7 protein-coding genes are annotated in these 14549 nt (G+C 32.1%); 5 read left to right on the forward strand and 2 right to left on the reverse strand.

The window, feature by feature from the left end; genetic code table 11:
• Positions 1-2 precede the first annotated feature (2 nt).
• A complete protein-coding gene (locus tag ACUUYC_RS17180; protein WP_474267904.1) occupies positions 3-641 on the forward strand; it encodes a response regulator in 639 nt (212 codons plus the stop codon).
• Positions 642-1146: 505 nt separating this feature from the next.
• Positions 1147-4698, forward strand: a complete 3552-nt coding sequence (locus tag ACUUYC_RS17185) for a T9SS type A sorting domain-containing protein (protein WP_474267905.1) — start codon at positions 1147-1149, stop codon at positions 4696-4698.
• A gap of 426 nt (positions 4699-5124) precedes the next feature.
• Here ACUUYC_RS17185 and ACUUYC_RS17190 read toward each other — a convergent pair whose 3' ends face one another.
• Both ACUUYC_RS17190 and ACUUYC_RS17195 read right to left on the reverse strand, forming a co-directional pair.
• Positions 5125-5973, reverse strand: coding sequence for a glycosyltransferase family 2 protein (locus tag ACUUYC_RS17190; RefSeq protein WP_474267906.1), 849 nt, complete (start codon positions 5971-5973; stop codon positions 5125-5127).
• A 3-nt stretch (positions 5974-5976) separates the two neighbouring features.
• On the reverse strand, positions 5977-6126 hold the full coding sequence (locus ACUUYC_RS17195) for a hypothetical protein (protein WP_474267907.1): 150 nt from the start codon (positions 6124-6126) through the stop codon (positions 5977-5979).
• A 140-nt stretch (positions 6127-6266) separates the two neighbouring features.
• Between ACUUYC_RS17195 and ACUUYC_RS17200 the strand changes: the two genes are divergently transcribed.
• The 3 genes from ACUUYC_RS17200 to ACUUYC_RS17210 all read left to right on the forward strand — a co-directional run bounded on the left by ACUUYC_RS17200 (position 6267) and on the right by ACUUYC_RS17210 (position 14542).
• Positions 6267-7427, forward strand: a complete 1161-nt coding sequence (locus ACUUYC_RS17200) for a glycosyltransferase (protein WP_474267908.1) — start codon at positions 6267-6269, stop codon at positions 7425-7427.
• A 126-nt stretch (positions 7428-7553) separates the two neighbouring features.
• A complete protein-coding gene (locus ACUUYC_RS17205) occupies positions 7554-11156 on the forward strand; it encodes a T9SS type A sorting domain-containing protein (RefSeq protein WP_474267909.1) in 3603 nt (1200 codons plus the stop codon).
• A 332-nt stretch (positions 11157-11488) separates the two neighbouring features.
• A complete protein-coding gene (locus ACUUYC_RS17210) occupies positions 11489-14542 on the forward strand; it encodes a hypothetical protein (RefSeq protein ID WP_474267910.1) in 3054 nt (1017 codons plus the stop codon).
• Positions 14543-14549: the final 7 nt, after the last annotated feature.

Consider the following 14549-nt stretch of genomic DNA (forward strand, 5'->3'; position numbering starts at 1 on the left):
CTATGAAATTACTCATTTGCGACGATCACAGTTTAGTTTCCGAAGGTATCGAATTAATGCTTCAAAATAGTTCGGAAACTTTTGAAATACAAATTGTTACGTCTGGAAAAAATGCACTTCAATATCTACAATCAAACACTGTTGATGCATTAATTTTAGATATTTCTATGCCAGAAATGGACGGTTTAGAAGTATTAGATGCATTAAACGAGCAAGAACTCAAGATCAATGTATTAATGTTAACGATGCATAATCAGATTGAATATATCAAAAAAGCAATGCAAAAAGACGCAAAAGGATACATTCTAAAAAACACAAGCAAAGAAATGCTCATTGAAGCGATTCATACAGTTGGAAAAGGTGAAACTTATGTAGATGCACGTTTGACAAACATTCTTATCAATGATTTAGCAGGCGTTCCAAAAACATTAAAAGTAGCAGATTTAAAACTCACACCACGTGAAATAGATGTACTAAAACTCATTGCACAAAACAAAAAAACCAAAGACATTGCCGAAATTCTCTTCATCTCGGTAAACACGGTACAATCGCACAAAAAAAATCTCTATAGCAAACTTAACATTCACTCAGTTTCCGAATTGGTCAACTATGCTATAAAGCATGGTTTTGTGGAGATTTGAGAGGAAAATACAACGTTTATACAAAATATACTACGCTTACAAAATCATACTAGGTAACCTGCATATAAAAAGGTAGTTTTATTAAAAACTCATCAAAAATGCTCAAAAAAGTTTTTGGAAGTGCTGTATTTGGAATTGAAGCTAAGACTTGACGATAAAAAACTGTTAGAAATGAATTTAAAAGAGTAAGATTAGTAGCTAAACACAGTTACAATTAGCTCAAATATTGAATTTTGATAGGAATTTATTTACGAGTAGGAATTTAACAAAGCAAAAAGACGAAAATCTGTGTATTTCATAAACTTTATTTGTTATTTAATCATTTACTAAATACTTTACATGTAGATGAAAGTACATAGTAATTTTAATTCTTTTCATAAAGAATTAAAATTACTCAATTGATGCTAAAATTTACAATAGCAATAGGTTTGGACAAAAGTACTTTGATTAGAATTGAAAAAGAAAAAATAAAACCTTAAAATTGCAAATTTCTTAAAAGACTGCTATGAAAAAAAAATTACTACTCCTTTTTACACTATTAATTACTCATTTCGGATTTGCTCAATTAGGATTTGAAGAGAACGTTGTATTTGATTTTTCAATAGACGGTGTTTTTGAAGTATTCCCTGTTGATATTGATAATGACGGCGATATGGATGTACTTTCAGTATCTATTCTTGATAGTAAAGTAGCTTTATATAAAAATTTGGATGGGCAAGGATTCTTTAGTGGTCCGCAGATCATTTCCGCGCCTGGAGATGGGGTTGCAGCAAGATCGGTTAGTGCAGAAGATTTAGATGGTGATGGTGATATGGATGTAGTTGTATCATTTCGTGATAACGGTAATATAGTTTGGTACGAAAATATAGATGGTCAGGGTACTTTTGGCTCCCGACAAATTATATCTACTATCGAAAATTCTCCAGGAACTGTTACTATAAGTGATCTAGATGGAGATGGAGATATGGATGTACTTTCATCGTTTTTTAATAGTAATAAAGTAGCTTGGTTTGAAAACACAGATGGACAAGGATCTTTTGGATCTCAAAAAATTATTACAACTATGGCGTGGGGAGCTATTGCTGCTTATCCTACTGACATAGATGGAGATGGTGATTTGGACGTACTTGTAGCATCTTCTAATGATAATAGAATTGCTTGGTTTGAAAATTTGGACGGACTAGGCACTTTTGGAGCGCGACAAACAATTACTATAAATGCACTTTCGGCAAGGGCAATTCATGCAAGTGATTTAGATGGCGATGGCGATATGGATGTACTTTCTGCATCCCGTAATGATGATAAAATAGCTTGGTATGAAAATGTTGATGGTCAAGGAACTTTTGGTGCTCAACAAGTAATTACTACTATGGCAGATCGTGCGAGATGGGTTTATTCGAGTGATATAGATGGTGATGGTGATATGGACGTACTATCGGCGTCTCGTTATGATAGCAAAATTGCTTGGTATGAAAATATGGATGGTCAAGGTAATTTTGGTACTCAACAAGTAATTTCTACACTGGCTCATGAACCTTTTTGTGTATATACAAGTGATATAGATGGTGATGGCGATTTGGATGTTATATCAGGATCTTTTGCAGATGACACCGTAGCCTGGTATGAAAACACGGATGGTCAAGGAACTTTTGGAAATCAACAATCGCTGACACCGTGGATAGATGCTCCAGTTTCAGTTTATTCGAGTGATATAGATGGCGATAATGATATGGATATACTAATAGCGTCATTTGGAGATAGTAGGATATCTTGGAGTGAAAATACAGATGGGCAAGGTGCTTTTTCGAAACCTCATACAATAACTACAGATTTATTTGCAGCAGCAGCAGTTTATTCTACGGATTTAGATGGAGATGGTGACATGGATGTTTTATCAGCTTCTTGGTATGATGAAAAAATAGCGTGGTATGAAAATATAAATGGGCAAGGTACTTTTAGTGATCAACAAATTATAACTACAACAGCATATGGAGCAAGATCTGTGTACGCAAGTGATATAGATGGCGACGGTGATATGGATGTACTTTCTGCTTCTCGTGATGATAATAAAATAGCTTGGTATGAAAATATGGATGGGCAAGGTGCTTTTGGTGCGCAACAAATTATAACTACAACAGCATCTGGAGCTAATTCTACGTGTGCAGCTGATTTAGATGGTGATGGCGATATGGATGTACTTTCTGCTTCCATCAATGATGATAAAATTGCATGGTATGAAAATATGGATGGGCAAGGTACTTTTGGAGCACAACAAATTATCTCAACATCAGCAAACTATGCGCTTTTAGTTTCTGCTAGTGATCTAGATGGAGATGGAGATATGGATGTACTTTCATTATCTACTAGTGATGACAAGATAGCTTGGTATGAAAATACTGATGGACAAGGGACTTTTAGTACCGAACAAATTATCACAACATCAGCAACTGGCGTCGAATCGGTTTATATAAGTGATTTAGATGGAGATAATGACATGGATATAGTGTCTGCTGCAGTTGGAAAAATAACATGGTACGAAAATACGGATGGCCAAGGTGCTTTTGGAGTAGAACAAATAGTCACTACTAACATTAACTATCCAAAATGTGTCTTTGTGAGCGATGTAGATGGAGACGGAAGTAAGGATGTAATTTCAGGATCTTATATTTATGATACATTAGTTTGGTATAAGAACTTAGGGACAGTCACCAATGAAATAATTGGAGAAATTAAAGTAGATGTAAATTCTAATGGTTGTGATAATGGAGATGCACCCATCGGAAATTTACTAGTAGAAACTACAGACGGAACTATTAGCTTATCTACTTTTTCAACAAATAGCGGAGTATATCAATTATTTCCAAATTCAGGGAATTTTACGACTTCCGTAGTATCACCAATACCGAATTATTATACGTTAAATCCTGCGTCGGCAGTATCAAATTTTACAGGAGTAGCGAATACCGATACTGTAGACTTTTGTTTGGTACCATCTGGAGTTTATAATGATTTAAATATTACTATTTATCCAAATATAGATGATCCACGTCCAGGTTTTGATACCACATATCAAATTGTCTACAATAATGCAGGAAATACTCAACTTGATGGAAGTATTATCTTTGAGTTTGACAACACTAAAATGCAATTTTTAAATGCTAGTGAAACTGTAGCTTCACAACTAGGTAATATTTTGACTTTTAATTTTACCGATTTAAATCCATTTGAAACTAGAACTATAGATTTACAATTCAATGTGTTTCCACCACCAACGACCAACATTAATGATATACTTTCATTTTCGGGAATTATAATCCCAATTAATAACGACGAAACTCCAAGTGACAATGAATTCAAGTTGGAACAAATTGTTATAGGTTCTTACGATCCTAATGATATTCGTGTACTAGAAGGTGATCAAATCTTACTAGAAGACATAGATAAGTATTTACATTATATCATTCGTTTCCAAAATACAGGAACGGCAAGTGCCATAAATGTTAGAGTAGAACACATATTAGATAACAAATTGGATTGGACTACCATGCAATTGCAAAGCATGAGTCATGCTGGTCATGTAGAAATTACAGATGGAAGCAATGTAGAATTTATTTTCGACAACATCAACCTAATAGATAGTACAACAGATGAACCTAATTCACATGGGTATATTGCTTTTAGGATAAAGCCAAAAAGTGATGTAGTTTTTGGAGATATTATATCTGGAACAGCTGATATCTATTTTGATTTCAATCCACCGATAATCACTAATACTGTTAATACAGAAATTGTAAATCGTTTATCCGTTGAGGAGTTCGAAGAAAATATTATTTCAATTTATCCAAATCCAACGAAAGGATTATTTACAATACGTGCAAATCGTGAAATTGAAAAATTAACAATTTATGATATCAATGGTAGACAGTTAAAAGTGATTGAAATAAAAAACTCTTTACGACAATATCAATTAAATATCAGCAATCTATCGAAAGGAATCTATTTTGTGAAAATTCAAACCAATTTAGGAACCCAAACACAAAAAATAAGTAAACAATAAACATATTTTTACAACATCAAAAGCCTCAATTTTTTTAAAAGTTGAGGTTTTTTTTTTTCATTTCTGAAAAAAAACTCAATATTCACACTTTTTCAGAATTGGTAAGTTATGTATATAAATTCTCTAATTCGATAAGTTTTTTCCAATGTGGATCTTTCTCTCTAGCTTTTTTTATGAATTTCAAAGCTTCCTTTTCATTATCTTTTTTTAGAAAAATGAAAGCATATAAGAGTAGTGAATCAGCTTGCAAGTATTTTTTATGAAGATCTAAAAAAAGGATGCATACCAAGTATAATTTTAGTGAATATAGAACACTAGCAATTTTGTATATTTTATCCGCTTTTTCACAGTATGTAAGGATATACATTGCTTGTTCAAAACGAATGGATTTGCTAGAAGTTTTTAATTTACTATAATATTTTAAAGCTAGAAGAAACTTTTTTTTTTAAAGTAAATATCACCCAATAACATATTTGTAAGTGTACTACTTTTCGGAGAGTCTTTTAATGTTTTTATAGCATCATCCAATTTTCCACTTTCAATATATAGTTGACTTACTATAATGTTTATGGCACTCTTTATTTTTAGGTTGCTGGTTGTTAGTGAATTAATAGTATTGAAAACCTGGTCATTTCTTTTAAAATAGGTTAACGTTTTAATTTTTTGATACGTTAACCAATCATCATTTGGATTTTTCTTTAAATACTTATTGATCAACGTTAAGTATTTCTCTTGTTTTGAGTTTACATGTTCAATATCTAAACTAATATTATGTTCTAAATAACAATTATTGTTTAGTGAAACGCTTATTCCTTCTTTAGTAAAATAATCGTCTAGTCGTTCATGAATTGGATATTGAAACGTAGCATTCGTTTCTCGTTTAAATAGTCGGATTATGTTAACTGGATATTTAACTTGTTTTAAATCATGATGTTGCCTGTAAATCTCTTTTCTAATAATAGAAAAAGCATTCACTTTTGTAGACTTTAATTTAGATATAAAATCATTTTCATATTTAAATTCTTCATCGGCATCAATAATTAAAATCCACGTACCACTTGCTTTAGCTATTGTAAAGTTTCTGGAATAGGAGTAATCATCAATCCATTCTTTAAAATAAATTTTTGAAATATAATTTTTAGCAATATTGATTGTATTATCAGTAGAGAAAGAGTCTAATATAATAATTTCATCAGCGATCTCTTTTACGGAGTCTAGACAAGATTTAATATTCGATTCTTCGTTTTTAGTTATAATACATACAGATAAAAACAAAAGTTATGAATGGTAAAAAGAATCTACATAGTTTTGTTCAGGCTCACTTTGACTATTTGTAGCAGCGCCTCCTACTATTTTTGAAGAATCAGAAACACGACTTCCTTTAATTTTTTTTAATAATGTCGAAGATAAATAACGTAAGATGCTCATTTTACTTTTATATTTAATATTTATATAATCTTGTATCAATACAACAAGGTCTATAAATATAATAATAATAAACGAACCAGTAATCCTTTTTGTTTTTCAAAAAAATGTTAAATGATTTTATATCAAAAGAAACTTAAAAAATGGAGAAGAAGAAAGTTTTAATAATGGCTCATAAAATGCGTTTAGGTGGAACTGAAAAAGCACTTTTAGCATTTATAAATGAACTTCAATCAAAAAATGTACATATCACGCTACTCTTACTAGAAGCTGGAGGAGAATTGTATGATGAAATACCTGATTCTGTAAATGTTAGGATTTTTGAAAATTTTGAACAAATAAAACCTATACTATATCATCTTCCTCTATATCAAATCAAAAAAAATATTTTACAATTAAAGTTGTTTTTAGTCATATCTAATTTAATTAGACATATAAAAATTAAAGCTACAGGTAATTGGTCTCTAAATTATGTCAAAGCATTAAAAAATGTAAACGTAGCATACGAAACAGATGTAGCCATAGCTTATGCCGGACCTTCAGACTTTATTTCATATTATATCTTAAAACATGTGAATGCTTCAGAAAAGCAGCAATGGATACATTTTGATGTTAGTAAAATAATATTCAATAAAACTTTTGGGAATACATACTACAAAGATTTTGATAAAATAAACTGTGTTTCCGAAAATGCAAAATCAGTTTTTGATGCTATGTTTCCTGAACTTTCAAATAAAACATTTATAGCTAAAAACGTTATTTCTAAAGCAAAATTAGAAAAACTAGCGACACTAGGAAATACATACAATGATAGTTTTAATGGTTTAAGAATACTTACTTTGGGCAGATTGTCTAAAGAAAAAGGACAACAAATGATTCCTGAAATTGTCAAAAAACTCAAAGAGCATAACTTAAATTTCAAATGGTATCTAATAGGAAATGGAAATACTTCTGAGGATATAAAAAATCAAATTGTCAAACTAGAGATTCAGGATGAACTTAGTATGCTGGGACCAAAAATTAATCCTTATTGCTTTGTAAAAGACTGTGATATTTATGTTCAGACCTCATTTCATGAAGGCTATTGTATGACAGTACATGAAGCAAAAATATTCAATAGGCCAGTAGTTGTAACGAATTTTTCGAATGCTTCTAATTTAATAAAGCATAAGCAAGATGGATTAATTGTAAATACCACAAAACAAGCTATTTATGAAGGAGTAAAATCACTTTTAATGAATAAAGAATTGAGAGTTTCATTTCAAAGAAACTTATTATGTCATGAAACAAAATCACTTTTGTAAACTTTTGGACGCATGATTCTTGGGCATCATTTATTGTGTTTTTATAAATCGTCAATAGTTATATTATTATTCAATAAGTTTTTAATTTTATATTTGTTATACTAGATTAAATATAATTTTAAACACATGAAAATTACGAATAAAGCATTACTATTTTTCTTTGTATTATGTATTCCTTTAAGCCTAACAGCTCAAGTGATTTTTGAAGAAGTTGGAATAACTGAAAAAAGTGATGTCATTTTTAAACCAGCATTATTCGATAATGAAAACTTAGATTTAGACCTTGATGGAGATTTTGATGTTCTTGTACGCTCAAATCATAATATTGTATGGTATGAAAATAGAGATGGAGCAGGAGATTTTTCTTCTGCTAAGGAAATTTACTTTGATGAATCCTTTGTTATTAGAGACATGCAAATCGGAGACTTAGATGGTGACGGAGATATAGATATAGTATGTTTGCTAAAAACAGTTGGACTCGGACCACTTAAAATCGTATGGTTTTCCAATCAAGGGAATGGTAGCTTTAGTAATTTTAATGAAATAGAAGAATATTCTACCACCATAAATAATTTAGAGATAAGTGATATTGATGGAGATAATGATAATGATATTGTATTTAATTTAAGCGGACAAGGAATTTCATGGCATGAAAATATAGATGGTTTGGCAACGTTTACAAATCCTACAGTAATTATATCCTTTGCAAACTCTATTTCTGATTTTTCGTTGCAAGACGTTAATGGAGATGCTGCAATTGATATTATTTTTTATGATTTTGCAATTGACCAACTCTCTTGGTATGAAAACATAGGGAATGCTACATTTTCTTCGTCTCAAGTTTTTCAGGCAAATCAGCCAACCTCTCCATGGTTTATAAAGAAAGCAAATATTGATGGAGATACAAATCCCGACTTTATAGTTTCATATATTGGTATTCAGAACCTAGTTTGGCTTGAATATGATAACAATAATGGACAGATTTCTGAAACTATTATCAGTATAGAAGATTCTTATGTTTCTAGTATGATATCAACAGACCTAGATGCTGATGGAGATCAGGATTTGCTATGTGCGTTTGGTGATGGAGATTTAATCTGGTTAGAAAATGTAGATGGTTTGGGGACTTTTTCAACATCTAATATAATCGATTCTCAAACATGTTTTAATAATTGCAGTAGAGTAGATAGGTTAGCTACAGGAGATTTTGATGGAAATGGAACAATAGATGTCATTGTTTCACCTGCTCCAGATCAAAGTTTAGGTTTCATCTATAAGTATTCAAATTTGGACGGAGAAGGAACCTTTGGTATTAGAGAGAATATTTCTGAACGTCTTTATACAAAACATATAGAATCCATTGATGTTGATAATGATGGAGATCTTGATTTATTGAACACTGGAAACGGACATATTTCTATTTACAAAAACCTAGATGGTAATGGGAATTTTGGAAGACAGGAACTCTTGTCTGCTATTGATCTTGTTCAGTATTCAACGTCTATTGATATAGACAATGATGGCGATATAGATATTGTTGCAAGTAGATTTTCACCTGAAGAAGATCTCGTTTGGTATGAAAACATAAATGGACTAGGAATGTTTGAAGAAGCTCAAACATTAAACGCATCTATTGGCTTAGCAAATCGAATCGCTACAGGAGATATAGATGGTGATGGATATCAAGATTTACTCTTAACTTATAGTAATGCCAACGGAACAGCATATTGGTTGAAAAATGAAACAGGATCAGGTACTTTTTCTGCTCCTGTAGTAATAGGTACTGATATCGATTCCCCATCATTGGGACAATTAGGTGATATAGATGGTGATGGTGATCTTGATGTAGTCGTAAATGAAAGTTTAGGAGCTGGGCTTGTAAAATGGTATGAAAACACTGATGGTGCAGGAAGTTTTGCTCCTGCGGTTATACTCACAGATAGCGGGGCATATCGCGGAATTCATTTGGTAGACCTCGATCAAGATAATGACCTGGATATCATTACATATGGAAACGATATTAGATGGTATGAAAATGTAGATGCCCAAGGAAGTTTTGCTTCTCCAGTACTAATAGGCGATCCTTCTAACCTTATTCAATTTGTTGAAGTAGTTGATTTGGATGGAGATTTAGATTTAGATGTGGTATGGAAGTCTTGGAGTTCTGATGGTGTATTTTGGTATGAAAACCTAACGGGTAATCAAGATTTTAGTAATGAGATTCACATATTTACAAATGATAATGTATTAGTTGATCCTGTTACAGCACTTGGAGATTATAATGGTGATTTTAAAATTGATATTGCTCATGCTCACGGTGTTGAATATGCTGGTTTTATTGCAAGACGACTTATTGTGCTTCTCAATGAAGGAGAGCTAGGAAATCAAATTGTAGGAGGCGTGAGAATTGACTCGAATTCCTCAGGTTGTGATATGAATGATCCAGTGATGCAAAACTTGATGATCACAACAAGTAATGGAGTTGATTCTTATAGTACATTTACACTTCCTAACGGTTCTTACAGTCTAAATGTTGGTGAAGGAATGTATACAACTACTGTCTCTAGCGCACTTCCTACTTATTATGGAGCTAATCCTTCACAACATGATTTTACGTTTAGTGGAATTGGAACTACTGAGTTAGGTGATTTTTGTATTGAACCTGTTGCTTCTGTGAATGATTTAATTGTTGCAATTTACCCTTCTATAAATGACCCAAGACCAGGTTTTGATACCAGTTATCAAATTGTATGCAAAAATATAGGGACAACAACGCTAAGTGGAAATGTAACATTTGAATTTGATGAATCAAAAATTCAATTTTTAAACGCAAGTGAAACAGTAGTATCACAAACAATAAATACACTTACTTTTGATTATGTAGATCTAAGTCCATTTGAAACTAAAACTATTGACATACAATTTAATGTATTTGCTCCACCGACAACCAATATTGACGATATATTGATTTCTACGGTCACTCTAAATCCAGTTGGAGGAGACGAAACACCAGCAGATAACGTTTTTGAATTAGAACAAACAGTAATTGGTTCATACGATCCTAATGACATTAGAGTTTTAGAAGGTGATGAAATTACCATAAATGAAATTGATAAATATTTACATTATATAATTCGTTTTCAAAATACAGGAACTGCAAGTGCTATCAATGTTAAAGTAGATCATGTTTTAGATGAAAAATTAGATTGGACAACGATGCAATTAGAAAGTCTGAGTCATCAAGGAAGGATAGAAATTGTAAATGGTAGTAGAACGAATTTTATTTTTGAGAATATAAACCTTCCTGATAGTACTAATGATGAACCTAATTCGCATGGCTATATTACTTTTAAAATAAAGCTTAAAAGCGATGTTGTTATTGGCGATATCATCAATGGAGTAGCTGATATCTATTTTGATTTTAATCCTGCTATTACCACAAATACTGCTAGTACAGAAATTGTAGCACCTTTATCAGTTCAAGAATTTGATACAAACGTAACATCAATTTATCCAAATCCTACAAAAGATATTGTGAAAATAAAGACAAATCATGAAATTGAAAAATTAATAATTTATGATATTAATGGTAGACAATTAAAAGCTGTTGAAGTCAAAAGTTCAGTACGACAATATCAGTTAAGTATTAGCAATCTTTCCAAAGGAATCTACTTTATTAAAGTCCAAACAGATACTGTAATTCAAACTAAAAAAATCATTAAAAACTAAAAAAACTATCCATAATTAAAATCCTCAATTTCATTAGAAGTTGAGGATTTTTCTTTTTAAACCGAATCGTTAGGATAAACAATCATTGACACACGCGCAGAATTCTTAAAAAACGTATCATTTCTCCGAATTTGATTTCTTAGATGTAAAAGTTCAGTATAGTATCAAGCACTTTCCAATAAAAATAGTGATTAATCTTGTAAAAAAGGGTCTATTAACCTTACATGAAAGGGTTTATTAAACCTACTAATCGTTGCGAAAAAAAGATAATTTAGCTACAACTATTAACAATTAGAAAGCTGAAAAATTCTAATTATTTAAATTCAATTACGATGATTAAATTTAACATTTCAGGACGCGTCATTATAGAACAATTAAATATACCTGTATCCAATGTGTTGGTAAAAGCCTACGATAAGGATTTGTTTTTTGATGATGTCCTAGGTAGCGATACCTCAGATGAAAATGGACGCTTTAATATTTTAAGCGAAACGAGTGACTTTAGTGAGTTCTTTGAAAAGAACCCAGATATTTATTTTAAGATTTTTGACAAGAATAATGATAAGTTGTTGTATGAAAGCATTACATGTACTACAATTAATGTTCATGATGACCATCAGTTCACAATTGCTATTCCAGAATCTAAAATTAATATTTTTCAAAATCGAGAAATTTACTTGCAAGATGAAAATGGAGAAGCTAGAAGTAACTATGATCCTGGAGAAGACATACGTTTAAATGTTTCACAATTGAGAGCTTCACATCCTTATACGGTAAGAATAAGCTCTGAAGGAGATGAAATGTTTAGTAGTCGCTTTATTTCGGATAAATACGGACAATTACAAAATGTTAATGTTTGGCCGCAGTTTGGTTTGGATAATCCTAATTCTGATGAACGTTTTACAGTAAGGCAATCAAGAGAATTTTGGAGTGGTAGAAATATAAATATTGAATTGCTAGATGGTGATGAATCTATATTATCAAATTCATTTCAAGTACCTAATAATCTTGAACGTCCTTTACTAATAGGAACAGATGAAAATGGTTTCATACGTAATGGTTTTGTAGAAGGGGAAAATGATGTACGCATATCTATTTACAATCCAGATTTTGAAGGAAACGCATTGGTTTATTTAGTACCAAGACAACATAATTGGGAAGAAGGAAATGTATTTGAGCCAGTTACATTACAAAATGGTAGAACTGCAGTGGCTGAGATAGAAATAAATGGTCAATCTGAATTTTATGAAACAGTAATAGCCGAACGAGGTGAAATAGAAACTGGAGCGTATGATTTTATAGTTAGACCTACAAGATATGGATATGAAGATGATGAAGATTTTACAATTAGAAGAAGTGACTTATTAACGAGATATGCAACGGGACTCGTAGTTAGACAAGACTTTATGGCTAGTAAATTTGCCTTTGGTGGTTGTGTAAATACAATACCTATAAGTGGAAGAAAGCTATCAGGCAGTCCTTACTTTCAATTTACGAATGTTTTTGAATTAGGCGAAGATATTTATGGAGCTCTAGATCCAAATGCTCTTTCTCCTTCAATACATAGTAAAATGGTTGCTTTACATGTTGTTCAACATAAAGATGCAGCAGGTTGGACGGCTAATAACAGTTTAACACATTTGCCAGTATTGGGAGGTAATGCAAGTGTTCCAAAAGTTAAGGTTTATAGTGGCTGTATAAATGCCAACGACCATCTACTTTGGCCAAATGCGAATCAAGAAGGTTTATATGATATTGTTGCCGATTTTGGGAATAATACTACTGATGCTGCAGCTTTTGTGCCTGATCATCAGTTTAATTCTCCACCAACTGATTTTATTGATGGATATTATAGTCCAGGTTTTAGAATAGTTAAAGATCCTGGAACAGAAACCTCATTTAACTTTGCAGGGCAATTTCAATACAATGAAGGTCCGCATACTGTCCTAAATGATTTGTCTAACCCAAAAACTGCTGATGTGCAGGCTCAAGTTTACTTTCCATCAGATGTTTCTGGAGCTACGCAACCTAATCAGTTGAGTGCTGCTCAATCCGATTACCCAGTAGTAATAATCATTCATGGAAATAGTGGCGCATTAAATAGTTATGAAGGATATGACTATCTACTAGAACATCTTGCAAAAAATGGTTTTATTGCTGCTAGTATTCACTTAAATCCTGGTTGGCGAGCAACAGATAGAGCTCGTATGGCATTTGAACATATTAGCGTATTGAACACAAAGTTTGGTAGTGGTAACGTTCAAAACAATATAGGTCTCATGGGACATAGCCGTGGAGGTGAAGCAGTAGCTGCTGCTGTTAGATTGAATCATCAAAATAGTTTAGGACATAACATAAATGCAATAATTTCATTGGCACCAACTGATCAGTACACATCTGAAGATGTAGGTGGTTCTTGGGCAACGCCATATATGAATATTTATGGGTCAATGGATGGAGATGTAGCTGGAGTATCTAATAATGGGTTTCGATTATATGACCGAGCAAGTGATGAAGCGAAAAGTTTTGTCTTTGTTTATGGAGCCACACATGGAAGATTCAATACGGTTTGGGCAGATACAGATATTACATCACCGTGGTCAAAGTTAACTGCTTTAGATATGCCTAAGTTAATAAATATGGATGCGCATCAAAAAATCGCCAAAGCTTACATGACAGCGTTCTTTAAGACGCATATGCTAAATAGTGATAAATACGAAGAAATGTACAAAGGAGAATGGATACCATCTTCTGTTACTACTGCAGATAGTGGAAAGGCAAGACTCTTTTTACAATACCAAGCTGAAAATCAATTTAAAATTGTAGATAATTTTGAAGGAACTTCAAATGCAACAAGCTGGCAAACCAGTACTATTGGAGGAACTGTAGATGATGGTAATACATTACCAACGAATCCTCAAGATAATGCTCTTAATACTCTAGATTCACATTCACCGCATGATACCAAAGGAGCGCTACTTCGATGGAATAATACATCTGATTTTCTGAGTTTTGATATTCCAGATGCAGATAAAAATGTCTCGTCTTTTGAAGCTATTAGCTTTAGAATTTCTCAAAAAGTAGACAGTCCACATAATACTGTAAATGCAATCCAAGACTTATATGTGGCTTTAGAAGATACTACAAACACAAAGCGGTCTATAAAAGTGAGCAAATTTGGTGAAATACCAGAGCCACATAAAAGAGGAGTTAATCAATATACAAAATCTGCTATGAATACCATTAGAATACCGTTACATGCATTTACTATTAAATGCGCAGGTCTTCCAGATGTAGATTTGGCTAATGTATTGAGGATTCGATTTGAATTCATGGCAAAAGCAACAGGTGAGATAGAAATAGATAGTGTTCAATTTACAAAATAAAAATAAT

Source organism: Kordia sp. E (assembly GCF_056033805.1).